The 26194-nt window shown below is 69.0% G+C and carries 22 protein-coding genes; 20 read left to right on the forward strand and 2 right to left on the reverse strand.

Annotated features, from left to right (window positions below; genetic code table 11):
- Window positions 1-29: 29 nt before the first annotated feature.
- The 3 genes from ABOZ73_RS09885 (at window position 30) to dnaA (ending at window position 3040) form a co-directional block, all read left to right on the forward strand.
- The gene (locus ABOZ73_RS09885) at window positions 30-806 is read left to right on the forward strand and encodes an enoyl-CoA hydratase (protein ID WP_369057994.1); all 777 of its coding nucleotides are present in this window, start codon (window positions 30-32) and stop codon (window positions 804-806) included.
- Window positions 807-911: 105 nt separating this feature from the next.
- Window positions 912-1181, forward strand: a complete 270-nt coding sequence (gene rpsT / locus ABOZ73_RS09890) for a 30S ribosomal protein S20 (RefSeq protein WP_369057995.1) — start codon at window positions 912-914, stop codon at window positions 1179-1181.
- Window positions 1182-1582: 401 nt separating this feature from the next.
- Window positions 1583-3040 carry a chromosomal replication initiator protein DnaA gene (dnaA, locus tag ABOZ73_RS09895; protein ID WP_369057996.1) on the forward strand — a complete coding sequence of 486 codons (1458 nt, stop codon included), beginning with the start codon at window positions 1583-1585 and terminating at the stop codon, window positions 3038-3040.
- A gap of 73 nt (window positions 3041-3113) precedes the next feature.
- Here the strand turns inward: dnaA and ABOZ73_RS09900 are convergent, their stop codons facing one another.
- Window positions 3114-3722 (reverse strand): alpha-ketoglutarate-dependent dioxygenase AlkB, encoded by a 609-nt coding sequence (locus tag ABOZ73_RS09900; RefSeq protein ID WP_369057997.1) that lies wholly within the window; start codon window positions 3720-3722, stop codon window positions 3114-3116.
- Between the two features lie 238 nt (window positions 3723-3960).
- On the opposite strand from ABOZ73_RS09900, the gene dnaK reads away from it, so the two are divergent.
- From dnaK to ABOZ73_RS09920, 4 genes are all read left to right on the forward strand, one after another.
- Window positions 3961-5868, forward strand: a complete 1908-nt coding sequence (gene dnaK, locus ABOZ73_RS09905) for a molecular chaperone DnaK (RefSeq protein ID WP_369057998.1) — start codon at window positions 3961-3963, stop codon at window positions 5866-5868.
- Window positions 5869-6064: 196 nt separating this feature from the next.
- Window positions 6065-7219 (forward strand): molecular chaperone DnaJ, encoded by a 1155-nt coding sequence (gene dnaJ / locus ABOZ73_RS09910; protein ID WP_369057999.1) that lies wholly within the window; start codon window positions 6065-6067, stop codon window positions 7217-7219.
- 53 nt (window positions 7220-7272) lie between these two features.
- A complete protein-coding gene (mutS, locus tag ABOZ73_RS09915; RefSeq protein ID WP_369058000.1) occupies window positions 7273-9954 on the forward strand; it encodes a DNA mismatch repair protein MutS in 2682 nt (893 codons plus the stop codon).
- 28 nt (window positions 9955-9982) lie between these two features.
- Window positions 9983-12811 (forward strand): [protein-PII] uridylyltransferase, encoded by a 2829-nt coding sequence (locus ABOZ73_RS09920; RefSeq protein WP_369058001.1) that lies wholly within the window; start codon window positions 9983-9985, stop codon window positions 12809-12811.
- Here the strand turns inward: ABOZ73_RS09920 and ABOZ73_RS09925 are convergent.
- Window positions 12808-14592 (reverse strand): SLC13 family permease, encoded by a 1785-nt coding sequence (locus ABOZ73_RS09925; RefSeq protein ID WP_369058002.1) that lies wholly within the window; start codon window positions 14590-14592, stop codon window positions 12808-12810. The two genes, ABOZ73_RS09920 and ABOZ73_RS09925, sit on opposite strands and share 4 nt — an antisense overlap.
- Before the next feature lie 164 nt (window positions 14593-14756).
- On the opposite strand from ABOZ73_RS09925, the gene murJ reads away from it, so the two are divergent.
- The 13 genes from murJ to lnt all read left to right on the forward strand — a co-directional run bounded on the left by murJ (window position 14757) and on the right by lnt (window position 26157).
- Window positions 14757-16313 (forward strand): murein biosynthesis integral membrane protein MurJ, encoded by a 1557-nt coding sequence (murJ, locus tag ABOZ73_RS09930; RefSeq protein ID WP_369062513.1) that lies wholly within the window; start codon window positions 14757-14759, stop codon window positions 16311-16313.
- Window positions 16314-16457: 144 nt separating this feature from the next.
- The gene (trpS, locus tag ABOZ73_RS09935) at window positions 16458-17489 is read left to right on the forward strand and encodes a tryptophan--tRNA ligase (RefSeq protein WP_369058003.1); all 1032 of its coding nucleotides are present in this window, start codon (window positions 16458-16460) and stop codon (window positions 17487-17489) included.
- A gap of 65 nt (window positions 17490-17554) precedes the next feature.
- Window positions 17555-18028 (forward strand): universal stress protein, encoded by a 474-nt coding sequence (locus ABOZ73_RS09940; RefSeq protein ID WP_369058004.1) that lies wholly within the window; start codon window positions 17555-17557, stop codon window positions 18026-18028.
- Window positions 18029-18087: 59 nt separating this feature from the next.
- Complete coding sequence (locus ABOZ73_RS09945) at window positions 18088-18645, forward strand: YbhB/YbcL family Raf kinase inhibitor-like protein (RefSeq protein ID WP_369058005.1); 558 nt, start codon at window positions 18088-18090, stop codon at window positions 18643-18645.
- Window positions 18646-18685: 40 nt separating this feature from the next.
- On the forward strand, window positions 18686-19252 hold the full coding sequence (locus ABOZ73_RS09950; protein ID WP_369058006.1) for a NifU family protein: 567 nt from the start codon (window positions 18686-18688) through the stop codon (window positions 19250-19252).
- Between the two features lie 44 nt (window positions 19253-19296).
- Window positions 19297-19941, forward strand: a complete 645-nt coding sequence (gene tsaB / locus ABOZ73_RS09955) for a tRNA (adenosine(37)-N6)-threonylcarbamoyltransferase complex dimerization subunit type 1 TsaB (protein WP_369058007.1) — start codon at window positions 19297-19299, stop codon at window positions 19939-19941.
- Window positions 19938-20363 (forward strand): ribosomal protein S18-alanine N-acetyltransferase, encoded by a 426-nt coding sequence (gene rimI / locus ABOZ73_RS09960; protein ID WP_369058008.1) that lies wholly within the window; start codon window positions 19938-19940, stop codon window positions 20361-20363. Before tsaB ends, rimI begins: the two co-directional genes overlap by 4 nt.
- A 50-nt stretch (window positions 20364-20413) precedes the next feature.
- Window positions 20414-20821 (forward strand): Fur family transcriptional regulator, encoded by a 408-nt coding sequence (locus ABOZ73_RS09965; protein ID WP_369058009.1) that lies wholly within the window; start codon window positions 20414-20416, stop codon window positions 20819-20821.
- 61 nt (window positions 20822-20882) lie between these two features.
- Window positions 20883-22253, forward strand: a complete 1371-nt coding sequence (gene miaB, locus ABOZ73_RS09970) for a tRNA (N6-isopentenyl adenosine(37)-C2)-methylthiotransferase MiaB (RefSeq protein WP_369058010.1) — start codon at window positions 20883-20885, stop codon at window positions 22251-22253.
- A complete protein-coding gene (locus ABOZ73_RS09975; RefSeq protein WP_369058011.1) occupies window positions 22250-23191 on the forward strand; it encodes a PhoH family protein in 942 nt (313 codons plus the stop codon). The genes miaB and ABOZ73_RS09975 overlap by 4 nt, the downstream gene beginning before the upstream one ends.
- Entirely contained in the window at window positions 23188-23664 is a 477-nt protein-coding gene (gene ybeY / locus ABOZ73_RS09980) for an rRNA maturation RNase YbeY (protein ID WP_369058012.1), read from the forward strand. The genes ABOZ73_RS09975 and ybeY overlap by 4 nt, the downstream gene beginning before the upstream one ends.
- Window positions 23657-24553, forward strand: coding sequence for a hemolysin family protein (locus ABOZ73_RS09985; RefSeq protein ID WP_369058013.1), 897 nt, complete (start codon window positions 23657-23659; stop codon window positions 24551-24553). The genes ybeY and ABOZ73_RS09985 overlap by 8 nt, the downstream gene beginning before the upstream one ends.
- Window positions 24550-26157 (forward strand): apolipoprotein N-acyltransferase, encoded by a 1608-nt coding sequence (lnt, locus tag ABOZ73_RS09990; protein WP_369058014.1) that lies wholly within the window; start codon window positions 24550-24552, stop codon window positions 26155-26157. The genes ABOZ73_RS09985 and lnt overlap by 4 nt, the downstream gene beginning before the upstream one ends.
- The last annotated feature ends 37 nt before the right edge of the window (window positions 26158-26194 follow it).

Here is a 26194-nt window from a genome sequence, read left to right on the forward strand (position 1 = left end):
CCGTCGTCATAACCATAAGGAGCGCGCAGATGGCCTATGAGACCCTGATCGTGGAGACCGCCGACGGCGTCACCCTGATCCGCCTGAACCGTCCCGAAGCCCTCAACGCCCTCAACACCGCCCTGCTGGCCGACCTGGGCCGGGCCCTGGCCGCCGCCGAGGTCGACGAGGCCGTGGGCTGCGTGGTGCTGACCGGCTCAGCCAAGGCCTTCGCCGCCGGCGCCGACATCAAGGAGATGGCCGGCCAGTCCTATGCGGACATGTTCAAGGCCGACTTCTTCACCGCCGGCGCCAACGCCATCGAGCGCTTCCGCAAGCCGATCATCGCCGCGGTCTCCGGCTACGCCCTGGGCGGCGGCTGCGAGCTGGCCATGATGTGCGACTTCATCATCGCCGCCGACAGCGCCAAGTTCGGCCAGCCGGAAATCAATCTGGGCGTCGCCCCGGGCATCGGCGGCACCCAGCGCCTGACGCGCCTGGTGGGCAAGTCCAAGGCCATGGACATGATCCTGACCGGCCGGACGATGGACGCCGAAGAGGCCGAGCGCGCCGGGCTGGTCAGCCGCGTGGTCCCCGCCGACGGCCTGATCGACGAGGTCATGGGCGTGGCGCGCAAGATCGCCGCCCAGTCGCCCCTGGCGGTGATGATGAACAAGGAACTGGTCGAAGCGGCGCTGGAGACCACCCTGACCCAGGGCGTGAAGCTGGAGCGGCGGCTGTTCCACTCCCTCTTCGCCTTCGAGGATCAGAAGGAAGGAATGGGGGCCTTCGTCGAAAAGCGAAAGCCACAGTTCAAAGGCCGCTGATGCGCGTTGACCGGCGCTTGGCCTTCGGCTATATGCGCCGGCTCTGATTTGCCGCGCCCAGGACGTCCGTCTTGAGCGCTTGTCCGTTTGAAGGTTCTAAGCCCTATGGCCAATAATCCCGGCGCCAAGAAGGCGATCCGCAAGATCGAACGCCGCACCGAAGTGAACAAGGCTCGCCGCTCGCGCGTCCGCACCTTCCTGCGCAAGTTCGAAGATGCGCTGGCCGCCGGCGACGCCGGCCTGGCCAAGACCGCTTTCGTTGAAGCTCAGTCCGAGCTGATGCGCGCTGTCTCCAAGGGCGTCGTTCACAAGAACACCGGCTCGCGCAAGGTCTCGCGCCTGGCCGCCCAGCTGAAGAAGCTGGCCGCCGCCTAAAGCCTGCGATAGGCGCGTTCAGCGCCTGGTCAAGCTGTGATCAGAAAGCCGGCAGAGCCTGTGGCTCGGCCGGCTTTTTCACGTCTGGAATCCGGCGGATGCGACAAAAAAACGGCGTAAGCTTAAGCAGGAAATGGCCTTCCCCTTGGCGGCTCTGGCCCGCGTCTGAGTCAACAGAATTATCGCTACAAATCGGCAAGTTTTCCGTTTGACCGGAAGGGGCCGCTGACTACTCTGAGATCCAAGACGACCTTCCATCCCAAGCGGAATGCGAGACGGCGGCGGCGAACCTGCATGCGTTCGGCGGTCGGAGCTCTGCGGCCTATTGGGTGTGAACGGACCGCTACGTGGGGGCGCGGCGGACCGTCACTGTGAAGGGCCTGGATTTTGCGGTGGGGCATATGACCAACAAGGTTTTCTCGAGTTCTGCGGCGACGGCTGCGGCGGTTTCCCCCACGGCGGCGTCGGTCGCTGTTTTGTGGGCGAAGACCTCCCAGGCGCTGCAGCGTGAACTCGGCGACGGCAGCTTCAATTCCTATCTGGCTCACGCCGCCCTGCGCGAGACCGCCGCGGGCGAGCTGGTTCTGGTGACTCCGACGGGCGTGGCTCGCGACTGGGTGCGCCGCAACGCCTGGCGCCGCATCGGCGAGCTGTGGGCGCTGAGCGACCCGCAGAGCCGTCCGCTCGACCTGAAATCGCGCTCGGAATTCGACGCCGCTTCTCCGGCCCCGGTTCAAGGCGGCGAGACCGTGATCGAGATCGCCCTGCCGGTGTCAACCGACGCCCCGGCCGTGGCGCCCCTGCCCAGCGCCCGCTCCAAGCAGGCCGGCCTGCAGGAACGCTTCACCTTCGACACCTTCGTCCCCGGCCCGGCGAACGAATTCGCCCACGCCGTGGCCCGCCGCGTCGCGTCCTGGTCTGACGGCCACTTCAACCCGGTGGTTTTCCACGGCCCCTACGGCTTCGGCAAAACCCACCTGCTGAACGCCCTGGCCTGGGAGGCCATGCGCACGGCCCCGGAAAAGCGCGTGGTCTATCTGACCGCCGAACGCTTCCTTTCGTCTTTCGTCCGCGCCGTGATGGACCGCACCACCGCCGCCTTCAAGGAAGAGCTGCGCGCCGCGGACCTGCTGCTGATCGACGACGTCCATTTCGTGGGCGGCAAGCAGTCCACCCAGGAAGAGCTGTTCCACACCCTGACCGCCCTCATGGAAGACGGCCGCCGAGTGGTGTTCAGCGCCGACCGGCCGCCCAGCGCCCTGACCGAGATCGACGCGCGCCTGCGCAGCCACCTGTCGGCGGGCCTGGTCTGCGGCATCGAGCCGGCCGACCGCAGCCTTCGCCTGGGCATCCTTGAGCGCAAGCTCGACAGCCTGTCGCGCCAGCAGGGCGTGGTCGCCAAGGCCAAGCCGGAAGTGCTGACCTTCCTGGCCGACCGTTTCACCGACAGCGTGCGTGAACTGGAAGGCGCCCTGAACACCCTGGTGGCCCGTCTGGGCGACGGCGTGGCCCGCCTGTCCCTGGATGAAGCCCAGGCGATCCTGCGTCCGCACCTGCGCGGCGGCGAGAAGCGGATCACCATCGACGACATCCAGAAGGCCACCTCCGAGCATTTCGGCCTCAAGCAGGCGGACCTGATCTCCGAGCGCCGCACCCGTTCCGTGGCCCGTCCGCGCCAGGCGGCCATGTGGCTGGCCAAGCAACTGACCACCCGCTCGCTGCCGGACATCGGCCGCCGCTTCGGCGGGCGCGACCACACCACGGTCCTGCACGCCGTCCGCCGCATCGAGGCCCTGCGCGCCGAGGATCCGGCCCTGGCCCGTGACCTGGAGACGATCACCCGCAAGCTGCGCGGCTGATCCTTCAAGATAATCTGGAATTCTAGGAGGGCGGGCCGAAGGTTCGCCCTCCTTCGTTTAAGCGCGGCTCGTCTCAGACCGGCCGGGCGCGCCTGAGGGTCAGGTTGATGCGCCCGCCGCCTGGGATCAGGGTGGACGAGCCCTCGATCACCCGATCCACCCCGTGGAAGAACAGGCGCGCCTCACCGGCCAGCAGGCAGACGTCGCCTGAAGCCAGCTTCATAGACCGCGTGGGATCGCTGCGTCTTGCCCCGCCGAGGCGGAACATCGCCGTGTCGCCCAAGGACACCGACAGCACCGGAAACCGCATGTCCGCCTCGTCCCGATCCTGGTGCAGGCTCATCCGGGCGCCGTCGCGGTACAGATTGACCAGACAGGCGTCCGGCGGGACCTCGCCGTCGGCCAGCTCGGCCCACAGATCGAGTAGAACTTGCGGCATCACGGGCCACGGAGCGCCCGAAACCGGGTGGGCCGCCTGATAGCGGTAACCGCCGGCCTGATCGGTCACCCAGCCCAGGGGTCCCATGTTGCTCATCTGAACGCTCATCGCCTTGCCGCCGGGCGTGACCGGTCGGTATAGCGGCGCGGTCTCCAGAGCCGAAAGCACTTGCGCCACAAGGGCTTCCTGCGCCGCGCGATCCAGGCGGGCGGGGTGGAATCCGAAACCGGAGGGCTCCTGCATGACCGTTTCCCTTAAGTCCCTGCGATCAAAAGGGACTTTCCCCTTGCGGCGGCGCGCGCCTTTCCCATATCGGGCCTCGAAGCGTCGTGCATGGACATATGCCCGTCGCTAACGTAGTCGGGCCGCCAGGCCCACCCACCGGAGACTGATACTACGGGGACGGTCGAGAAAAACTGGGGTGCTCAGCCTTGAGGCCCTTGCCGCCACCGTCCGCCTGTCAGGAGAAAAGAACCTCGCCATGAGCAAGATTATCGGCATCGACCTGGGCACCACCAATTCGTGCGTGGCCATCATGGACGGCAAGAACCCCAAGGTGATCGAAAACGCCGAGGGCGCGCGCACCACGCCGTCGGTCGTCGGCATCCTGGACGACGGCGAGCGCCTGGTCGGCCAGCCCGCCAAGCGCCAGGCCGTCACCAACCCGTCCAACACCCTGTTTGCGATCAAGCGCCTGATCGGCCGCAACTTCGCCGACCCCGTGGTGGCCAAGGACAAGGGCATGGTGCCCTACGAGATCGTCAAGGGTCCGACCGGCGACGCGTGGGTCAAGGCCCACGACAAGGACTACTCCCCGCAGGAAGTCAGCGCCTTCATCCTGCAGAAGATGAAGGAAGCCGCTGAAGCCCACCTGGGCGAGAAGGTCGAGAAGGCGGTCATCACCGTTCCGGCCTATTTCAACGACGCCCAGCGTCAGGCGACCAAGGACGCCGGCAAGATCGCCGGCCTGGAAGTCCTGCGCATCATCAACGAGCCGACCGCGGCGGCCCTGGCCTATGGCCTGGAGAAGAACGACGGCAAGAAGATCGCCGTCTACGACCTGGGCGGCGGCACCTTCGACGTCTCGATCCTGGAGATCGGCGACGGCGTGTTCGAGGTGAAGTCGACCAACGGCGACACCTTCCTCGGCGGTGAAGACTTCGACCTTCGGATCGTCGACTACCTGGCTGACGAGTTCAAGAAGGAGCAGGGCGTCGACCTGCGCCAGGACAAGCTCGCCCTTCAGCGCCTGCGCGAAGAGGCCGAGAAGGCCAAGAAGGAGCTGTCCAGCGTCGCCCAGTACGAGGTGAATCTGCCCTTCATCAGCATGAACGCCTCGGGTCCGCTGCACCTGAACGTCAAGCTGTCGCGCTCCAAGCTGGAAGCTCTGGTCGATGACCTGATCGCCCGGACGATCGCGCCGTGCGAGCAGGCCCTGAAGGACGCCGGCCTCAAGAAGAGCGACATCGACGAAGTGGTCCTGGTCGGCGGCATGAGCCGCATGCCCAAGGTCCAGCAGGCGGTGCAGGACTTCTTCGGCCGCGAGCCGCACAAGGGCGTGAACCCGGACGAAGTCGTGGCGCTGGGCGCTGCGGTGCAGGCCGGCGTGCTGCAAGGCGACGTCAAGGACGTGCTGCTGCTCGACGTGACCCCCCTGACCCTGGGCATTGAGACCCTGGGCGGCGTGTTCACCCCGCTGATCGAGCGCAACACCACCATCCCGACCAAGCGTTCGCAGACCTTCTCGACGGCTGACGATAGCCAGAGCGCCGTGACCATCCGCGTGTTCCAGGGCGAACGTCCGATGGCGGCGGACAACAAGCTGCTGGGCCAGTTCGACCTGGTCGGCATCCCGCCGGCTCCGCGCGGCGTGCCGCAGATCGAGGTGACCTTCGACATCGACGCCAACGGCATCGTGAACGTCGGCGCCAAGGACAAGGCCACCGCCAAGGAACAGTCGATCCGCATCCAGGCCAATGGCGGTCTGTCGGACGCCGACATCGAGCGGATGGTGCGCGAAGCCGAGGCCAACAAGGCCGACGACGAAAAGCGCAAGGCTGTCATCGAAGCCCGCAACCAGGCCGACGCGGTGGTCCACTCCACCGAGAAGGCCCTGGCCGAGCACGGCGACAAGGTTACGGCTGAAGAAAAGGCCGCGATCGAGACCGCCTTGGCCGAAGCCAAGACCGCTCTGGAAGGTGAAGACGCCGAGGCGATCAACACCAAGTCCCAGGCCCTGATCCAGGCTTCGATGAAACTGGGCGAGGCCATGTACAAGGCTCAGGCTGGCGGCGAAGCCGGTTCGGAAGAAGCCTCGGCCCCGGCCGATGACGGCGTCGTCGACGCCGAGTTCGAAGAAGTCAGCGACGACGACAAGAAGTCGGCCTGAAACTGATCCGGCGGCGTGACATCACGCCCCATGGCGCCAAGCTCCCCGGACAGGGCATTGCCTTGTTCGGGGACCGTCGCCGCCGCCTTCGCGAAAAACGCGCTCCCGCCCCCACCGAGGGTTATGAACCTTGCGGGCGGGCGGGAGCCGCACCACCTCCTTAAAAACCTGATCCCTTGAAAGCCTGACGCAGACGATGCGCGACTATTACGAGATTTTGGGCGTGAACCGGGGCGTCGACGACGGCGCCCTGAAGTCGGCTTTCCGCAAGCTCGCCATGGAGCATCACCCCGACCGCAACGGGGGCTGCGGCGACGCGGAGACGCGCTTCAAGGAGATCAACGAAGCCTATTCGGTTCTGTCGGATCCGCAGAAGCGCGCCGCCTATGACCGCTTCGGCCATGCCGGCGTCAACGGCCAGGGCGGCCAAGGCGGCGGCGGAGCCGGCTTCGCCGACATGAACGACATCTTCTCCGAAGTGTTCGGAGACGCCTTTGGCGAGATGTTCGGCCGCAACCGCCGCGGCCCCGCCGGCCCGCAGCGCGGCCAGGACCTGCGCTACGACCTCGAAATCTCCCTTGAGCAGGCCTATGCGGGCGCCGAGGTCGAGATCGTCGTCCCCTCGGCCATGACCTGCGAGACCTGCGACGGCTCAGGCGCCAAGGCCGGCACCACGCCGACTGTCTGCGGCTCCTGCGGCGGCGTCGGCCGGGTCCGCGCCCAGCAGGGCTTCTTCGCCATCGAACGCACCTGCCCCCGCTGCGGCGGGGCCGGCAAGCTGATCCTCGACCCCTGCAAGTCGTGCCACGGGGCGGGCCACGTCCGCCGCGAACGCACCCTGCAGGTGCGCATCCCCGCCGGCGTCGACGACGGCGCGCGCATCCGCCTGGCCGGTGAAGGCGACGCGGGCTCGCTGGGCGCGACGCGCGGCGACCTCTACATCTTCCTGTCCGTCAGCCCGCACGAACTGTTCGAGCGCGACGGCCTGGACCTGCACTGCACCGTGCCGGTGCCCATGTGCACCGCCGCCCTGGGCGGCGAGATCGACGCCCCCTGCCTGATGGGCGGCGAAGCCTGCGACGGCGAATGCAAGATCACAGTCAAGGTCCCGGAAGGGGCCCAGACCGGCAAGACCGTCCGCCTGAAGGGCAAGGGCATGCCGTCCCTGCGCTCGCGCGAACGCGGCGACCTGGTGGTGGAGCTGTTCATCGAGACGCCGACCCACCTGACCGCGCGCCAGAAGGAGCTGATGCGCGAGCTGGCCGGCAGCTGCGGCGAGAAGCAGCATCCCAAGGCCGCCACCTTCATGGGCAAGGCCAAGTCGTTCTGGGGCGGCGTGACGGGCGCCTGAAAACGCCGCTCACCTCTTAACGAACGGGGCGACGCTCTGTAGCCTCGGGGGCGATGAACGCCCCGACTTCCTCCACCTTGCCCGACGCCGCCGGCGCCACGCCGGTCATGGCTCAGTTCTTCGAGATGAAGGCCCGCCAGCCTGATGCGCTGGTCTTCTTCCGCATGGGCGATTTCTACGAGCTGTTTTTCGACGACGCGATCCGCGGCGCCGCGGCCCTCGGCATCGCCCAGACCTTCCGGGGCAATCACGCCGGCCAGCCGATCCCCATGGCGGGGGTGCCGGTCCATGCGGCCGAGGCCTATCTGGCCAAGCTGGTCCGCGCGGGCTTCAAGGTCGCCCTCTGCGAGCAGATGGAAGATCCCGCCGAGGCCAAGAAGCGGGGCTCAAAGTCCGTCGTCCGCCGCGACCTCGTCCGTGTCGTCACCCCCGGCACCCTGACCGAGGACGGCCTGCTGGACGCCCGGGGCGCCAACCGCCTGGCGGCCGTGGCCGTGCGCCCCGGTCAGGCCGCGGTGGCGGCGGTCGAGCTTTCCACCGGCGAGGTGGAGTGCTGGAGCGTGGCGACCGGCGCGATCTCCTCCGCTCTGGCGGCCCTGTCCCCCTCCGAGGTCCTGGTTCCAGACCGCCTGTTCGCGGACGAGGCCCTGTCGGCGGCGCTGAAGGGCGCGCCGGGCCTGGTCCAGCCCATGCCGTCGGCCCTGGTCGAGCCATCCGCCTCGGAAGCGCGGGTCAAGCGGCTGTACGGCGTCGACACCCTGGACGGGTTCGGCGATCTCTCGGGCGCGGAAGTCGCCGCCCTCGGCCTGATCGCCGCCCATCTGGAAGTCACCCAGGCCGGCCGCTTGCCCGCCCTGTCCGCGCCGCGCCGCGCGGCCGAGACGGACGTCATGGCCATCGACCCGGCCACCCGCTCCAGCCTCGAGATCGACCGAACCCAGTCGGGGTCGCGCGACGGCTCCCTGCTGGCCGCCATCGACCGCACCGTCACCGCCGGCGGCGCGCGCCTGCTGGCCGCCCGTCTTTCGCGCCCCCTGCTCGACCCCGCCGCCATCGAGGCGCGGCTGGACGCGGTGTCCTGGCTGCTGGAGCGCCGCACCCTGCGCGAGCGCCTGCGCGAGGAACTGAAGGGCGCCGGCGACATCGCCCGCGCCCTGTCGCGCCTGGCCCTGGGCCGCGGCGGACCCCGCGACCTGGGCTGCCTGCGCGACGCCCTGAAGACCGGCGAGCGCATCGTCGCCCACACCGCCCGCGAGCCCGCCCCCATCGCCGGCGCCCCGACCGAGATCGAGACGGCCCTGCTGGCCCTGACCCCGTCCATGGACACGGGCCTGTCGAACTTCCTGAAGGCGCTGGAGATCGGCCTCGGAACCGACCTGCCGTCCCAGGCCCGCGACGGCGGCTTCGTGGCCGCCAATGTCCGGCCCGAGCTGGATCAGGCCCGCGCCCTGCGCGACGACAGTCGCCGGGTGATCGCCGGGCTGGAGCAGAAACTGGCCGCCGACAGCGGCGTGGCCCTGAAGATCAAGCACAACGGCGTGCTCGGCTATTTCGTGGAGGCGGCGGCCGGCAAGGCCGACGCCCTGTTCCAGCCGCCGCTGAACGCCACCTTCATCCACCGTCAGACCATGGCCAACCAGGTGCGCTTCACCACCGTGGAGCTGGCCGACCTGGACGCCCGCATCGCCGCCGCCGGCGAACGCGCCCAGGCCATCGAAATCGACGCCTTCGAAGCCTGGCGCGAGGAAGCCCGCCTGCTGGCCGCCCCGATCGCGGCGGCCGCCGACGCCCTGGCGCGTCTCGACGTCGCCTCGGGCCTGGCCGAATGGGCCGAGGACGCCCAGGCCTGCCGGCCGGTCGTCGACCGCTCCCTGTGCTTCGACGCCGTCGCCGCCCGCCACCCCGTGGTCGAGGCCGCGGTCAAGCGCGCGGGCGAGGCATATACCCCCAATGACTGCCGCCTAGACGCGGCGGGGGACGCGGGCGCGCGCCTGTCCATCGTCACCGGCCCGAACATGGCGGGTAAATCGACCTTCCTGCGCCAGAACGCCCTGCTGGCCATCCTGGCCCAGGCCGGATCCTACGTCCCCGCCCGCAGCCTGAAGCTGGGCGTGGTTGATCGGCTGTTCAGCCGCGTGGGCGCGGGCGACGACCTGGCGCGCGGCCGCTCCACCTTCATGGCCGAGATGGTCGAGACCGCCGCCATCCTGACCCAGGCCACCCCGCGATCGTTCGTCATCCTGGATGAGATCGGACGGGGAACAGCCACCTATGACGGCTTGGCCATCGCTTGGGCCTGCGCGGAAGCTTTGCATGACGTGAATCGCTGCCGCGGCCTGTTCGCCACGCACTATCATGAGCTAGCGACCCTGGAGGGGCGGCTGGCCCACATCTCCAACCTGTCGCTGCGCGCCAAGGAGTGGAACGGCGAGCTGGTCTTCCTGCACGAGGTGGCGTCCGGTCCGGCCGACCGCTCCTACGGCGTGCACGTGGCGCGGCTGGCGGGCGTGCCCGCCCCGGTCGTCGCCCGCGCCCGCGAGGTGCTGGAGCGGCTGGAGTCCGAAGCCCACGCCCCGGCCCAGCTCGACGACCTGCCGCTGTTCGCCGCCACCGCGCCGGAGCCCGTCCGCACCGGTCCATCGCCCATAGAAAAGGCGTTGGCCGATCTGGATGTCGATGGAATGAGCCCGCGCGAGGCGTTGGACGCCCTCTACCGCCTTCGAACCTTAATTTAACCGGCGACGGTCGCCATATAGGCTCCCCATGCCGCCCCGCCTTCGCCCCACCCGCCTGGAACACGTCGTCGACGGCGCGGCCCTGCGCACGCGCCTGTCCGCCGCCGCTCTGGAGGCCGAGGGAAACCAGGCCGAGCAGCGCAGCCGGGCCATCGAGATCCTCAAGGGCGCCTTGTTCCGGGGCCGGATGATCGTCAAGGAGCGGCTGGAGAACGGGGCCGGTGGGATCGAAACCGCCCGCCTGCTGTGCGGCGTCACCGACGAGGTGGTTACTGCTCTCTACGACTTCACCACCGTCCACATCTTCCGGGCCCGCAACCCCACCGAGGGCGAGCGCCTGGCCCTGCTGGCCGTGGGGGGCTACGGGCGCGGGGTCCTGGCGCCGTTCTCCGACCTCGATCTGCTGTTCCTGCGTCCCTACAAGCAGACGCCCCACGCCGAGAGCGTGATCGAGTTCATGCTCTATGCGCTGTGGGATCTGGGCTTCAAGGTCGGCCACGCCTCGAGGACCATCGAGGAATGCCTGCGCCTGTCGCGCGAGGACTACACGATCCGCACCTCGATCCTGGAGGCCCGCCGCCTGACCGGCGACGCGGCCCTGGCCGAGGACCTGAAGCACCGCTTCCGCGAGGAGGTGATGAAGGGGACCAACGCCGCCTTCGTCGCCGCCAAGCTCAAGGAGCGCGACGACCGCCAGCTCAAGGCCGGCCTGTCGCGCTACATGGTCGAACCCAACATCAAGGAGGGCAAGGGCGGGCTGCGCGATCTGCACACCCTGATGTGGATCGCCGAGTACATCTACGCGGTCGAGAATCCGGACGAGGTCTTCCGGCTGGAGATCTTCGACCGACGCGAAGTGCGCGCCTTCGTCCGCGCCTTCGACTTCCTGCACGCGGTGCGCGCCCACCTGCACTTCACCACCGGCCGGCCCGAAGAGCGCCTGACCTTCGACCTGCAGCCGGAAGTGGCCCGTCGCATGGGCTATGGCGACCGGGGCGGTCCTGGCGGCGACACCCCGGCGGTGGAGCGATTCATGCGCCGCTACTTCCTGATCGCCAAGGAGGTTGGGGCCCTGACCCGCGCCTTCTCGGCCAAGCTGGAGGCCGAGCAGTTCAAGCGTGAGCCCAAGGGCCTGTCGCGGTTCATCCCCGCCGCCCGGCCCAAGCGCAAGGCGCTGGACCGCCCAGGCTTCCATGAAGAGAACGGCCGCCTGAACGTCGACGGCCGCGAGGTGTTCGAACGCGACCCGGTGGACATGATCCGCCTGTTCAAGATCGCCGACGAGCGCGACCTGGACATCCACCCTGACGCCTTCACGGCCCTGACCCGTTGCTTGCCGCTGATCACCTCGAAGGTGCGTCGCGATCCAGCGGCGGCCGAGGCGTTCCTCAGCGTCCTGGCGCGGGGCAAGCAGACCTACGCGACCCTCACGCGGATGAACGATTCCGGCGTGCTGGGCCGGTTCGTGCCGGAGTTCGGCCGCGTGGTCGGGCAGATGCAGTTCAACATGTACCACTCGTACACGGTGGACGAGCACACCCTGCGGGCGATCGGCGTCATCGGCGATCTGGCCGAGGGGCGGCTGGCCGAGGATCACCCCCTGTCCGCCTCCATCATGCCGCTGATCCAGGATCGGGAATCCCTGTTCCTGGCCATGCTGCTGCATGACACCGGCAAGGGCGGGGTCGGCGGCCAGGAGAAGGCCGGCGCCCGCGCCGCCCGCTCCGCCTGCGAAAGGCTGGGGGTCGAGCGCAGCAAGGTCGAACTGGTCGCCTGGCTGGTCGAGCACCACCTGGTGATGAGCGACTACGCCCAAAAGCGCGACGTGGCCGATCCGCAGACCGTCGCCGCCTTCGCCCGCATCGTCGAGAATCCCGAGCGCCTGCGCCTGCTGCTGGTGCTCACCGTGGCCGACATCCGCGCCGTCGGTCCGGGCGTGTGGAACGGCTGGAAGGGCCAGCTGCTGCGCGAGCTCTACGGCGCCACCGAGGCGACGTTCCGCGGCGGACGTGGATCGGATCCCGCCGGCGCCGCACGTCGCCATCACGCGGGCACCGCCCAGGCCGCGCGCGCCGTCCTGGCCGAGGCCGATCCGGCCGCCAACGGCTGGGCGGCGGCCATGGAGGACGCCTATTTCAGCGCCTTCCAGGCCGAGGAACACCTGGCCCACGCCGCCCTGTCGCGTCGCGCGGCCTTGCATGGCGGCGCGGCCGCCGAGGCCCGCATCCGCAGCGACCGCAACGCCGCCGAGATCGTGGTCGCCGCCCAGGACCGGCGGGGCCTGTTCGCCGACCTGGCCCTGGCCCTGGCCAGCCTGGGGGCCAATGTGGTCGGCGCGCGGGTCTTCACCTCCCGCCAGGGCCTGGCCCTTGACGTCTTCCATGTGCAGGACGCCGCCGGCGCGCCCTACGGCTGCGACAACACCCGCGCCCTGCCTCGCCTGGTCGAGGCGCTGGAAAGCGCCGCCCGGGGCGAGCCCAGCCAGCTTGAGCCCCGGCGAAACCTGGACCTTGGCCGCACCGCCGCCTTCGCTATCGCCCCCAGCGTTGCCATCGACAACGACGCCTCGGAGGACGCCACGGTCGTCGAGGCCTCGGGTCGTGACCGCGCCGGCCTTCTGGAGGCCCTGGCCCGAACCTTGTCGGCGGCCGAACTGTCCATCCAGTCGGCCCACATCGACGGCTATGGCGAGCGGGCCGTGGACGCTTTCTACGTCCAGACCGCCGAGGGCGGGAAACTGACCGACGCCCGCAAGCGCAAGGCCCTCAAAGGCGCCCTGACCTCGGTGCTGGAAGAGGGCGAGGCCGCCGCCAAGGCCGGCCGGCTGCAGCGCGCCCGGGCCAGCGTCGCCCGCTAGACCGGCGCCAACGGCCAGAAGAACGCGATCAGCGGCGTGCCGACCGCCACCACCAGCAGCGACAGCGGCGCCCCCAGCCGGGCGTAGTCCCCGAACTTGTAGCCGCCGGGCCCCAGGATCAGGGTGTTGCACTGGTGGCCGATGGGCGTGAGGAAATCGCAGCCCGCCCCGACCGCCACCGCCATCAGGAACGGATCGGGATTGAGCCCCAGCCGCTGGGCCAGGCTCATGCCGATGGGCGCGGCGATCAGCACCGTGGCGGCGTTGTTGAGGAACGGCGTGGCCGCCATGGCCACGATCATCATCGCCGCCAGGGCGATCATCGGCGGCATCCCGTTGAACAGGGTCGACAGCCCACCGCCGATCAGGTCCGCCCCGCCAGTGGCCTGGATCGCGTCGCTGACCGGGATCAGGGCGGCGATCAGGATCAGCACCGGAGCGTCGAGCGCCGCATAGGCCTCGCGCATGCGCAGCGAGCCGACCGCCACGATCAGCACCGCCGCGCCGAAGAAGGCCATGGCCACTGGAAGGACGCCGAAGGCGACCAGCACCATGGCGACCGCCAGGATCAGGGCCGGGGTGAAGACGTGGCGGATGCCGCCCAGGCGCACCTCCCGCTCGGCCAGGGGCAGGCAGCCCAGGGCTTGCAGCGCGGCGGGCAGGTTCTTTTCCGAGCCTTGCAAAACCAGGACGTCGCCGGCCCGCAGGCGCACGGTCTCCAGCCGCTGGGTGGTGCGATAGCCGCCGCGGCTGACGCCGAGCAGGTTGATGCCGAATTCCTCGTGCAGGGCCAGGCTGCGCGCGGTGGAGGCGATCAGCGAGGAGTTGGCGCTGATGATCGCCTCGACCACCCGCACCTCGTCGGTCGGCTCCTCCATGGCCACGGGCCGGTCGGAACGGGTCAGGCGCAGCTTGGCCTTGACGATCACATCGTCCAGGGACTGCGGCTCGCCCTCCAGCAGCAGGATGTCGCCGGGCAGGATCTTGGTGTTGGGATGGGGTGCGGCCCGGCGTTTGCCGTCGCGGACCATGGCGACCAGGGTCACGTCGCCCTCACCGATCTCGTTAAGGGTGCTGACCCGCAGGCTGCCCAGCGCCCAGTCCAGCGGCGCCTCGGCCTCGGTCACATAGGCGTTGGCGGCCAGGGCGGCGTCCAGGCTGACCGTCCCCTGCCTGTCCTTGGGAATGATGCGATAGGCCAGGGTCAGATACGCGATGGCGATCAGGGTCAGGCCGGCCCCCACGGGGGTGAAGTCGTACATGCCGAACGGCTCGCCGGTCGCCTCCTGGCGCACGCCGGAGACGATGATGTTGGGCGAGGTCCCCACCAGGATCGCCAGACCCCCGACCAGCGAGCCGAACGACATGGGCATCAGCAGGCGAGCGGGCGACGTGCCGCTGCGCTTGGCCGTGGCCAGGGCGGACGGCATCAGGATCGCCAGAGCCCCGACGTTCTTGGTCATCATCGACAGCAGGGCCGTGGCCCCCGCCAGGACCGGCACCTGGGTCCGCTCGGTCTTCAAGTGCGGCAGCAAGGGCCGCATGATCATCTCGATGATCCCCGAACGGGCGATGGCGGCGCTGACCACCAGGGCGCTGCCGATGATGATGACGATGTCGTTGGAGAAGCCCTCGAAGGCCTTTTCCGCCGGCACCACGCCGATCGCCACACCGAGCGCTAGGGCGCCGAGCGCCACCAGGTCATAGCGCCAGCGGCCCCAGATGAAGGCCAGAACGGTGGCCCCGACCAGAGAGAAGGCGAGGATCTGCGGTAAGGTCATGGTCTGTCTGAACGCCCGGCCCGCGACGTTGCGGTCAAGCTCAACGCCAGCGGGCGGTCAAAGGCTCCCTTGACCGCTTTCGAGGGCGAGCGCAGAAGCCGGCTGTGACCGAACCCGCACCGACCAACGCGCTGACGCCTGCCCCCGCCAAGCGTGGCGGCGGGATGATCCGCTCCTCGATGATCTATTCGGGCCTGACGCTGGTCAGCCGGTTCATGGGCCTGCTGCGCGATCTGGTGATCACCGCGCGGCTGGGCGCCAGCGCCACCCCGGCTGCCGACGTCTACAACACCATGCTGTCGTTCCCGAACCTGTTCCGGCGGATCTTCGCCGAGGGCGCGTTCGCGGCGGCCTTCGTCCCGGCTTACGCCCGCACCCTGAAGGGCGAGGGCGAGGAAGCCGCCGACCGCATCGCCTCCGACGCCCTGGCGTCCCTGGCGGCGGCGACCCTGCTGCTGACCCTGGCGGCGCAGCTGGCCATGCCGTGGCTGATGTACGCCATCAATCCCGGCTACGCGGCGGATCCGGTGAAGTTCAAACTGGCCGTCACCCTGACCCAGATCAGCATGCCGTACCTGCCCTGCATGGCCATCGGCGCCTTGCTGTCGGGGGTGCTGAACGCCCGGGGGCGCTTCATCGTCTCCGGCGCCTTCCCGGTGCTGCTGAACATCGTGATGCTGGCCGCCGTCTGGCCGCAGAACAATCCGATCTCCGGGGCCTGGGCCTCAGCCTGGGCGGTGCTGATCGCGGGCATGCTGCAGGCGGGCCTGCTGTGGTGGGGCGCGCGCAAGGCCGGCGCCGACATCCGCCTGCGCTGGCCGCGCCTGACGCCGGAGGTGAAGACCCTCATCGCCCTGGCCGTTCCTGGGGCCATCGCCGCCAGCGCCACCCAGATCAACATCTTCATCTCGGGCATCCTGGCCAGCTTCGTGGCCGGGGGCCGCTCCTGGCTGGCGGCGGCGGACCGGCTGTATCAGCTGCCGCTTGGCCTTGTCGGCGTCGCCGTGGGCGTGGCTCTGCTGCCCCGCCTGTCCCAGGCGATCCAGGCCGGCGACACCGACGAGGCCCAGACGGCCACCGACCAAGCCATCGTCTTCGCCCTGGCCCTGACCCTGCCGGCGGCGGCGGCCTTGGCCGCCATCCCGTTCTTCCTGATCGACGGCCTGTTCACGCGCGGCGAGTTCACGGTCATCGACGCCCGCGCCACGGCCGCCGCCCTGCTGCACTACGGCTGGGGTGTTCCCGCCTTCGTTCTGAACCGCGTGCTGTCGCCGGTGTTCTTCGCCCGCCAGGACACCAAGGCGCCGATGCGCTTCGCCCTGATCTCGGTGGCGGTGAACATCGCGCTCGGCCTGATCCTGTTCCAGATCATCGGCATTCCCGGCATCGCGGCCGCCACCAGCTTCGCCGCCTGGCTGACCGTCATCCAGATGCTGGCCGCCCTGGCCCGCAAGGGCGACTACCGGCCCAGCAAGCGCGCCGTCGGCAAGATCATCCGTGTCGCGGCGGCCAGCGTCGCGCTCGGCGTCCTTCTCGGCCTCGCCTCGCACTACCGCCCGATGATCGAGGCGCCGCTGCAAGGCTTGCGCTTCGGCGCCAAGGAGATCGCCATCCTGGCGGTCTGCATGGTCGGGGGCGGCCTCTATCCAGTCCTGCTGTTCGCCTTTGGCGGCGTCACCCCGGCCGAGGCCAAGGCCGTCCTGCGTCGCCGCAAGGCCTGACGACGCTTGCCGCGCCGCCTCGCGTCTTCTATCCAGCGGGCCATGGTTCTGACCGGACGCGACACGTGGCGATGGCGCCGCTCCTAAGAGCCCGCTCGCGGGCCTGACGCCGCACGTTCCGATCTTTCAAAGAAGCTGACCACCATGACCGATCAAGCTCCGGCCCCCTACGCCGGCCCCAAACGCATCCTGTCCGGCATCCAGGCCTCGGGCGCCCTGCACCTGGGCAACTATCTGGGCGCCCTGAAACGCTTCGTCGATATCCAGGACGAGAAGCCGTTCATCTTCGTGGCCGACATGCACGCCATCACGGTGTGGCAGGACCCGGCCGTGCTGGCCGCCCAGACGCGCGAGATCGCCGCCGCCTACATCGCCGCCGGCCTGGACCCGAAGAAGGCCACCATCTTCCCGCAGTCGGCCGTGCCCGCGCACGCCGAGCTGGCCTGGATCTTCAACTGCGTCGCGCGCCTCGGCTGGCTCGACCGGATGACCCAGTTCAAGGAAAAGAGCGGCAAGCACAAAGAACGCTCCAGCGTCGGCCTCTACACCTATCCTGTGCTCCAGGCCGCCGACATCCTGCTCTACAAGGCCACCCACGTGCCGGTGGGCGAGGACCAGAAGCAGCACCTGGAGCTGACCCGCGACATCGCGCAGAAGTTCAACAACGACTTCAACGCTCCGGGCTTCTTCCCGGTCACCGAACCGGTGATCGAGGGTCCGGCGACGCGGGTCATGTCCCTGCGCGACGGCGCGGCCAAGATGAGCAAGTCGGACCCGTCCGACGCCTCGCGCATCAACCTGATGGATGACGCCGACGCCATCGCCAACAAGATCCGCCGGGCCAAGACCGATCCCGAGCCGCTGCCGGAAACGCTGGACGGCCTGGCCGGCCGGCCGGAAGCCAAGAACCTGGTCGACATCTATGCGGCCCTGTCGGGCCTGACCAAGGATCAGGTTATCGCCGAGTTCGGCGGCAAGGGCTTCGGGGCCTTCAAGCCGGCCCTGGCCGAGCTGGCGGTCGAGAAGATGAGTCCCATCGGCGCGCGCATGCGCGAGTTGATGTCCGACCCGGCCCAGATCGACGCCGTGCTCAAGGACGGCGCCGAGCGGGCCCGCGCCATCGCCGACCCGGTGGTGGCCGAGACCAAGAAGCTGGTCGGCTTCCTCCAACTCTAGGGGGCAGCTCTAGGGGTTTGACGGGGCCGCTTGCGCGTCGCGGCGGCCTCGGTCAACTTCGCCCCATGAGCCGACGCAAGTTCCTGGTCATCGCCGACGACAGCGAAGAGTTCGCCGCCGCCCTGCGCTACGCCTGCCGCCGCGCCCGTTCCACGGGCGGACATGTGGCGCTGCTGCGGGTGATCGAGCCGGCGGTGTTCGAGCATTGGTCCGGCGTGCGCGAGGAAATCGAGCGCCAGGAACGGGTCGAGGCCGAGGCGGTGCTGCAGAAGCTGGCCGAACAGGTCATGGCCGAGACCGGCGAGGCGCCCGAATTCCTGATCAAGCACGCCGAGAACACCAAGGCCGCCATCCGCGCCGTGGTCGCCGCCGATCCGGAGATCAAGATCCTCGTCCTGGCCGCCGCGGCCGGCGGGCGGGGTCCCGGGGCCCTGGTCGCCTCCATCGCCAAGGACGGCGTCGGCTTCGGCGCCCGCAAGATCCCGGTCACGGTGGTCCCCGGCGACCTGACCGACGAAGAGATCATCGACCTGGCCTGAGGCGGGCAAGGCAACGGCCAAGCCTGCGGCGCGTTGATCGCCCGCAAGGAGAGCCCGCCATGCTCGAAAAGATCCCCCGCGTCATCGGCGACATGCTGCGCTACGCCCGCGCCGGCCAGATGAAGATCGCCTATTTCCAGGACGGCCTCGACGAGGCGCCGGAAACCCTGACGGTCACCAGCGCGGATTTCCATGACGGCGGCCGCCTGCTGGCCCCCTTCACCGCCGATGGGGAGGGCAAGTCCCCGTCCCTGTCCTGGTGCGGCGCGCCGGTCGGCACGGCCGACGTGGTGCTGATCGTCGAGGACCCGGACGCTCCGACGCCCGATCCCCTGGTCCACGCCATCGCCTGGAACCTGCCGGCCGAAGGGTCTCTGGAGGCCGGCGCCATCTCCACGGACGACGTTCAGACGGGCAAGAACGCCTATATGCGCTCCGATTACCTGCCGCCGGATCCGCCGACCGGCCACGGACCGCACCGTTACGAGTTCCAGTTCTTCGCCGTGTCCGAGCCCCTGGCCCTGACCGGAACGCCGGGCCGCAAGGCGGTTCTGAAGGCCATGGAGGGCAAGGTGACGGCGAAAGGCCGCATCACCGGCATCTACGAACGGGCCTGAATCCCTTGCCATCGGCGGCCGGCGACGCCATCTGGAGCCCATGTTCATCCAGACCGAAACCACGCCGAACCCGGACGTCCTGAAATTCCTCCCCGGCCGCGAGGTTCTGGGGGAGGGCACGCGGGAGTTCCGCACGCCGGAAGAAGCCCAGGTTTCGCCCCTAGCGGACGCCCTGTTCAACCTGGGCGACGTGACCCGGGTGTTCTTCGGTCCGGATTTCCTGACCGTGACCAAGGCCGCCGAGGCCGAGTGGCCGCACCTGAAGGCCCCGATCCTGGCGGCGGTGATGGACCACTTCACCTCGACCCGCCCGCTGCTGACCGACGCCGAGGCCGTCGGCCACGACGAAGGGGTCTATGAGGGCGAAACCGCCCAGATCGTCGCCGAGATCAAGGACCTGCTCGACACCCGCATCCGCCCGGCCGTGGCGCAGGACGGCGGCGACATCGTCTTCTCGCGGTTCGAACCCGACACCGGCGCGGTCTATCTGCACATGCGCGGCGCCTGCTCGGGCTGTCCATCGTCGTCGGCCACGCTGAAGTCTGGCGTCGAGAACATGCTCAAGCACTACGTCCCCGAAGTGACCCGGGTCGAACAGGTCCTCTGACGATCCGGTTTGAGCCTGGGACTCATATCGTCTAGGTGCGGGGCGTGATCGTCCTCGCCATCGACACCTGCCTCGCCGCCAGCAGCGCCGCCGTCATCGACGGCGATCGCACCCTGGCGAGCCGCACCGAGCCCATGACGCGCGGCCACCAGGAAGCCCTGGGCGGCATCGTGCGCGAGACCATGGCCCAGGCGGGCGTGGACTTCGCAAGCCTGGACCGGATCGCCGTCACGGTTGGACCCGGCTCGTTCACCGGCCTTCGCGTCGGCCTGGCTTTCGCCAAGGGCCTGGCCGTGGCCTTGAATATCCCCTGCATCGGCATCGGGACCCTAGAAGCACTGGCTGAAGGACGGGACGAACCGCGCATCGCCACGATCGACGCCAAGAAGGGACAGATCTACTGGCAGGCCTTTGAGGGCGACGCGCCGCTCAATGATCCGGCCGTCGATGGGATCGGGGAGGTCGGTGTGGCGGCACGTTGGGTATTCGCCAACGACGACCCCCTGATCATGGGTAGCGGCGAGCCCCTGCTGAGCCCGCTTGTCCCCGGGGCTTACTGTGATGGGCCGCTGCTCGCCGTGGCCGATCCCGCCGCCATCGCCCGCCTGGGCGCCAAGGCCGATCCCGCCGTCGCCCAGCCGGTCCCGCTGTATCTGCGGCCGCCCTACGCCACCCTGCCCGACGCATGAAGACGGCCCTCGCCCAGGACGCCGGCGCCCTGGCGGCCCTGCACCGGGCGGCGTTCGACGCCCCGTGGAGCGAGGCGGAGCTGGCCGACCTGATGGAAGACGGCGCCTTCGCCCTGGTCGAGGATGGCCAGGGGTTCATCCTGTGCCGCGTGGTGCTGGATGAGGCTGAAATCCTGACCATCGCCGTCGATCCGGCCGCCCGCCGCCTGGGGCTGGGCCGCAAACTGGTGCTGCAGGCGGCCGATCAGGCCCGCCAGAACGGCGCGCGCAGTCTGTTCCTGGAGGTGGCCATCGACAATCTGGCCGCCATCGGCCTTTACGAAGCAACCGACTTCGCGCAAGTCGGGCGCCGGCGCGGCTATTACCGCCGCCCGGATGGCGAAGTTGATGCGCTCGTCATGCGCCGCGACCTTAACACCTGAGCTCTGTCCGCCTATGTTGGCGGCGACGCACAAGACCTGGAGACAGCCCCTTGGACCGCCTCGAAAAGCTTTGCGCCGACAAAGGCATGCGGATGACCGACCAGCGGCGCGTCATCGCGCGCGTCCTGTCGACGGCGCAGGATCATCCCGATGTCGAGGAGCTGCACCGCCGCGCCCACGCCATCGACCCGCACATCTCGATCGCCACGGTCTACCGGACCGTCCGCCTGTTCGAGGAAAGCGGCATCATCGAGCGTCACGACTTCCGCGACGGCCGCTCGCGCTATGAAGAGACGCCGGATCACCACCACGACCACCTGATCGACATGAAGACCGGCAAGGTCGTCGAGTTCGTGGACGAGGAGATCGAGGCCCTTCAGCACGCCATCGCCCGCAAGCTCGGCTACAAGCTGATCGACCACCGCCTCGAACTCTACGGCATGCCGATCGAGGAGTAGGCGCGGGACCTGTGGCCGCGGCGCTCTTGCGCCGGGTTGTCCACAGCCCCATAACGCCGCGATGACCGACACGACCACCGCCCAAGCCGCGGTCGGAGAGGGCGCGCCCTTGAAGCGCCTCTTCATCAAGACCTACGGCTGCCAGATGAACGTCTATGACAGCGAGCGCATGGCCGACGTCCTGCGTCCGCTGGGCTATGGCATGGTCAACGACCCGGAAGGGGCGGACCTGGTGGTGCTCAACACCTGCCACATCCGCGAAAAGGCCACCGAGAAGGTCTATTCCGAGCTTGGCCAGATCAAGCTGATGAAAAACCGCAAGGCCGAGGCTGGCGGTCAGATGACCATCGCCGTGGCCGGCTGCGTCGCCCAGGCCGAGGGCAAGGAGATCATGCATCGCCAGCCGGCGGTCGATCTCGTGGTCGGGCCCCAGGCCTATCACCAGCTTCCCGAGCTGATCGCGCGCGCCCACCGCCGCAGCGGCGAGCGCCTGTCGGCCGACTTCGCCGCCGACGAGAAGTTCGACGCCCTGCCGGCCGAGCGCCATGTGGACGGCGTCACCGCCTTCCTCACCGTGCAGGAAGGCTGCGACAAGTTCTGCACCTTCTGTGTGGTGCCCTATACGCGCGGCGGGGAATGGTCGCGGCCGATGGACACCATCGTGGCCGAAGCCCAGTCCCTGGCGGACAAGGGCGTTCGCGAGGTCACCCTGCTGGGCCAGAACGTCAACGCCTATGAGGGCGGCTTGGCCAACTTGGTTCGCCGCCTGGCCAAAATCGATGGCATCGAGCGCATCCGCTACACCACCAGCCATCCGGCCGACATGGACGAGGCGCTGATCGAGGCGCACGGCGAGCTGCCGGAGCTGATGCCGTACCTGCACCTGCCGGTGCAGTCGGGCTCGGACAAGATCCTCAAGGCCATGAACCGCGCACACACGGCCGAAAGCTATCTGCGCCTGGTCGAGAAGATCCGCGCCGCGCGGCCGGATATCGCCATGAGCGGCGACTTCATCGTCGGCTTCCCGGGCGAGCGCGACAGCGACTTCGAGGCGACCCTGAATCTGATCCGCGAAGTCCGCTACGCGGCGGCCTTCTCGTTCAAGTATTCCAAGCGTCCCGGCACCCCGGCCTCGGCCATGCCCGGCCAGGTGGCCGAAGAGGTGAAGGAGGAGCGCCTGGCGCGCCTTCTGGCCCTGCTGGACGAACAGACCATCGCCTTCAACAACGCCGTGGTCGGCCGCACCGTGCCGGTGCTGTTCGAGCGCAAGGGTCGTCACCCCGGACAGATCGTCGGCCGCAGCCCCTACCTGAACGGCGTCCACTGCGAGGGGCCGGAACAGCTGATCGGACAGATCGTTCCGGTGAACATAACCGGCGCCTCCAAGAACAGCCTCGCCGGCGTTCTGGCGCCCGTGCTGGAGCCTGCGTGAGCAAGACGCCCGAATTCACCGCCCTTTCCGACGTCGCCCTGCGCGCCGTAGCCGGCCCGTCCAGCCGCCACGCCGCCCTGATCGAAGACGCGTTTCGCGTGCTCATCGAGACGCCGGGCGGCGGCGTGTCGATCAATGGCGACGCGCGGTCGCGCCGTCAGGCCCAGGCCGCGGTCGGACTGATCGCCGCCCGCGCCGACAGCGGGGTCGAGGTGGGCGAGGCTGACGTCCGCGCCGCTATCGGCCAAGCCCGCACCGGCGGGGACAGCCGCTCGCCGTCGGCCTCGCGCCGGGGCATGGTCGCCGCCAAGACGGCGGCCCAGGCCAACTATCTGGACTGCCTGTCGCGCTATGACCTGGTCTTCGGCCTGGGTCCGGCGGGCACGGGCAAGACCTTCCTGGCCGTGGCCCACGGCGCCGGCCTGCTGATGCGCGGCGAGGTGGACCGCCTGATCGTCACCCGCCCGGCCGTCGAGGCCGGCGAGCGCCTGGGTTTCCTGCCCGGCGACCTGAACGAGAAGGTCGATCCGTACATGGCGCCCGTCTGGGAGGCCCTGAACGACATCATGGGCGCCGACCAACTGCGCCGCCGGCGCGAGAAGGGCGAGATCGAGGTCGCCCCCATCGCCTTCATGCGCGGCCGCACCCTGTCCCACGCCTTCGTCATCGTCGACGAGGCGCAGAACGCCTCGCGCCTGCAGATGAAGATGGTCCTCACCCGCCTGGGCGAGGGCGCCAAGATGGCGGTGACCGGCGATCCCAGCCAGATCGATCTGCTCAACGCCTCCGACTCCGGCCTCGCCCACGCCGTGGCGATCCTGGAAGGGGTCAAGGGCGTGGCCGTCTCCCGTTTCAGCGCCTCGGACGTGGTCCGCCACCCGCTGGTGGAGCGCATCGTCAAGGCCTACGACGCCGACGCCGAGAAGCGCGGGCGATGAGCGACATCGATATTGAGGTCGAGGACGAGGCTTGGTCGACGGCCCTCCCCGACGTTCAGGCCCTGGTGCTGCAAGCCGCCGAGGCCGCCCTGGCCAAGGCGGGCGAGGATGGGGCCTGCGTGGTGCTGCTGACCGACGACGCCTCGGTGCATGAGCTGAACGCCCGCTTCCGCGACCGCGACCAGCCCACCAACGTCCTGTCCTTCCCCGCGCCGGAAAATCCCGAGAACAGCCTGGGCGACATCTGCCTGGCCTTCGGGGTCTGCGAACGCGAGGCGATCGAGCAGGGCAAGCCTCTTGCGCATCACCTGCAACACCTGGTGGCGCATGGGGTGCTACATCTAGTAGGCTACGATCATCTGTCCGACGCGGAAGCCGAGGAGATGGAAGCCTTGGAGCGCGAAATCCTCGCGGGACTGGGCGTTCCGGACCCATACGCCGAGCGCGCCGACCCCTTGGGAACCCATGCCTAGCGACGAGCCAAGTCAGCCGCCCGAAACCGCCGCGCGCAAAAGCCGGGGGGTTCGGGCGTTCCTGAGAAAGATGCGCCGCCGTCTGTCCGGCGAGAGCGATACGCGAGCCGGAGATTCCGTTATCGCGCACGACTCGTCCGCCGCCGACCTGGTGGATTCCGCCGAAGCCTTCCAATCCCTGCGGGTCCACGACGTGATGACCCCGCGGGCCGACATCGTCGCCGTGGACATCGCCACCACCTTCAGCGAGGTGCTGGCCCGCTTCGTCGAGGCCGAGCATTCGCGGATGCCGATCTATCGCGACACCCTCGACGATCCGGTGGGCTTTGTTCACGTCAAGGACGTGTTCAAGATGCTGGCCGACGAGAGCAAGCGGCCGACGGCCGACCAGCCGGTCCTGCACCGCCTGCGCCGCGACATCCTCTATGTGCCGCCGTCCATGCGCGCCGCCGACCTGCTGCTGCGCATGCAGACCAGCCGCATCCACATGGCCGTGGTCATCGACGAATTTGGCGGCGCCGACGGGCTGGTGACCATGGAAGACCTGGTCGAGGCCGTGGTCGGCGACATCGCCGACGAGCATGACGAGGCCCAGACCTCTGGCGTCCTGCAGCGCCCCGGCGGAGTGTTCGAGGCCGACGCCCGCGCGGCGCTGGAAGATCTTGAGGCCGCCATGGGTGTTGAGGACCTGGCGCCCGTCGATCTGGAAGAAGACATCGACACCGTCGCCGGCCTGGTCACCGCCATCGCCGGCCGGGTGCCGCAGCGGGGCGAGGTCATCGTCCATCCGGGCGGCTTCGACCTGGAAATCACCGACGCCGACCCTCGGCGGGTCAAGCGCGTGCGCATCCGGCCCGCCGTCCGGGTCGTCGAGTCCGCCGCCGAATGATCCGCCGCGTCCAGGCTAAGGTCGCACCCCGCGTGCGGCAGGCCTGGCGCGCGCCATGGCTGGCGGCGAGCCTGTCCCTGGGGGCCGGCCTGGCCGCCGCCCTGGCCCATCCGCCGTTCGGGATCATTCCCGGCCTGCTGGGCTATGCGGTTCTGCTGAGAAACATCGACGGCGCCGATCAGAGCGCGCCGCTGTCCTCGGCCTTCTTTCGCGGCTGGCTGGCGGGGTTGGCCTATTTCGGCCTGAGCATCTGGTGGGTGGCCGAGGCGTTCCTGGTCAATCCGGCCCAGGCCTGGATGGCGCCTTTCGCCCCAACCCTGCTGGCGGCGGGGCTTGGTCTGTTCTGGGGTCTGGCGGCCCTGGTCTATCGCCGCTTCGCCCCGGCCGGCGCGCGGCGCGTCCTGGTCTTCGCCGGCGTGTTCGGCGCGGTCGAGTGGGTTCGCGGCCATATCCTGACCGGCTTTCCGTGGAATTTGCCCGGCCAAAGCTGGGAGGCTGGCTCCTATCCCTCCCAGGCCGCCGCCCTGTTCGGCCCCTATGGCCTGACCTGGGTGACCCTGGCTGTGGCCGCCAGTTTCGCCGTCGCCTTCGAAGGGCGGCGCGGCCGCATCGCGACGGCGGCGGGCCTGACCGCTCTGGCGGCGCTCTATGGATGGGGCGGCTGGCGGGTTCAGCACGCGGCGCCCACCGCCCCCCACGCACCGATGGTCCGCATCGTCCAGGCCGACGTGCGGCAGGCCGTGAAGTATGACGCCGGCGCCTTCGCCGACATCGTCGACCGCCATATCCGCCTGACCCGCCAGCCGGCGGCGCGGCGTCCCGACGTGATCGTCTGGCCCGAAGGCGCCATTCCCGACGCCGCCGACTCCTATCTGGCGCACGGGACCTGGACGCGCGAAGCGATCCAGGAGGCCTTGAAGCCGGGGCAGAACCTGATCCTCGGCGCCTATCGGATCGATGGCCCGGTCGACAAGCCGATCTACTACAACAGCCTGATCACCTTGCGCCGGACGACGGGGCTGGAGGTGACGGGGATCTATGACAAGCACCGCCTGACCCCGTTCGGCGAGTACCTGCCCCTGGAAAGCTGGGCCGAGCGCGTCGGCCTCAAGCAGATGGTCCAGGTCGGCGACGGCTTCACCCCGGGGCCGACGCCCCGCCCGCTCGAGCCGGTCGGGCTTTTCCGCATCCAGCCGCTGATTTGCTACGAGAGCCTGTTCCCCGGCTTCACCCAGGCTGGCGACGATGCGACCCGGCCGAGGGCGATCGTCAATATTTCCAACGACGCCTGGTTCGGGGTTACCTCCGGGCCGCTTCAGCACCTGAACCTGGCCAGCTACCGGGCGATCGAGACGGGGACGCCGATGATCCGGGCCACGCCCACGGGCGTTTCGGCCATGATCGACGCCTATGGACGGATCGTGCCGGGAGCACGGCTCGATCTGGGTCAATCCGGTGTCGTAGATGCAGCACTGCCAGCGTTGGCGCCTAAAACTGTATACGGTCGGGTTGGCGACGGAACTTTTGCCGCTATGCTCCTAATCTCTTTGGGGGCTGCGTCGCGCCGCAAGCAGGCGTCGCCCTTGAAAAGCAAAGTTATTTGAGCGCATACCCACGCAACGATATCGGTCAGTCAGGGCA

The organism is Caulobacter sp. 73W (genome assembly GCF_041021955.1).
In the GTDB taxonomy this organism is placed as follows: domain Bacteria; phylum Pseudomonadota; class Alphaproteobacteria; order Caulobacterales; family Caulobacteraceae; genus Caulobacter.

Bases quoted from the DNA above. Each gene is read 5' to 3' on its own strand.
- mutS (WP_369058000.1), top strand. From the start codon at position 7,273: ATGAACGCCCCGACTTCCTCCACCTTGCCCGACGCCGCCGGCGCCACG.
- ybeY (WP_369058012.1), top strand. From the start codon at position 23,188: ATGAGCGACATCGATATTGAGGTCGAGGACGAGGCTTGGTCGACGGCC.
- ABOZ73_RS09985 (WP_369058013.1), top strand. From the start codon at position 23,657: ATGCCTAGCGACGAGCCAAGTCAGCCGCCCGAAACCGCCGCGCGCAAA.
- trpS (WP_369058003.1), top strand. From the start codon at position 16,458: ATGACCGATCAAGCTCCGGCCCCCTACGCCGGCCCCAAACGCATCCTG.
- ABOZ73_RS09950 (WP_369058006.1), top strand. From the start codon at position 18,686: ATGTTCATCCAGACCGAAACCACGCCGAACCCGGACGTCCTGAAATTC.
- dnaK (WP_369057998.1), top strand. From the start codon at position 3,961: ATGAGCAAGATTATCGGCATCGACCTGGGCACCACCAATTCGTGCGTG.
- lnt (WP_369058014.1), top strand. From the start codon at position 24,550: ATGATCCGCCGCGTCCAGGCTAAGGTCGCACCCCGCGTGCGGCAGGCC.
- rpsT (WP_369057995.1), top strand. From the start codon at position 912: ATGGCCAATAATCCCGGCGCCAAGAAGGCGATCCGCAAGATCGAACGC.
- ABOZ73_RS09945 (WP_369058005.1), top strand. From the start codon at position 18,088: ATGCTCGAAAAGATCCCCCGCGTCATCGGCGACATGCTGCGCTACGCC.
- murJ (WP_369062513.1), top strand. From the start codon at position 14,757: ATGATCCGCTCCTCGATGATCTATTCGGGCCTGACGCTGGTCAGCCGG.
- ABOZ73_RS09920 (WP_369058001.1), top strand. From the start codon at position 9,983: ATGCCGCCCCGCCTTCGCCCCACCCGCCTGGAACACGTCGTCGACGGC.
- rimI (WP_369058008.1), top strand. From the start codon at position 19,938: ATGAAGACGGCCCTCGCCCAGGACGCCGGCGCCCTGGCGGCCCTGCAC.
- dnaA (WP_369057996.1), top strand. From the start codon at position 1,583: ATGACCAACAAGGTTTTCTCGAGTTCTGCGGCGACGGCTGCGGCGGTT.
- ABOZ73_RS09940 (WP_369058004.1), top strand. From the start codon at position 17,555: ATGAGCCGACGCAAGTTCCTGGTCATCGCCGACGACAGCGAAGAGTTC.
- ABOZ73_RS09900 (WP_369057997.1), bottom strand. From the start codon at position 3,722: ATGCAGGAGCCCTCCGGTTTCGGATTCCACCCCGCCCGCCTGGATCGC.
- dnaJ (WP_369057999.1), top strand. From the start codon at position 6,065: ATGCGCGACTATTACGAGATTTTGGGCGTGAACCGGGGCGTCGACGAC.
- ABOZ73_RS09925 (WP_369058002.1), bottom strand. From the start codon at position 14,592: ATGACCTTACCGCAGATCCTCGCCTTCTCTCTGGTCGGGGCCACCGTT.
- miaB (WP_369058010.1), top strand. From the start codon at position 20,883: ATGACCGACACGACCACCGCCCAAGCCGCGGTCGGAGAGGGCGCGCCC.
- ABOZ73_RS09885 (WP_369057994.1), top strand. From the start codon at position 30: ATGGCCTATGAGACCCTGATCGTGGAGACCGCCGACGGCGTCACCCTG.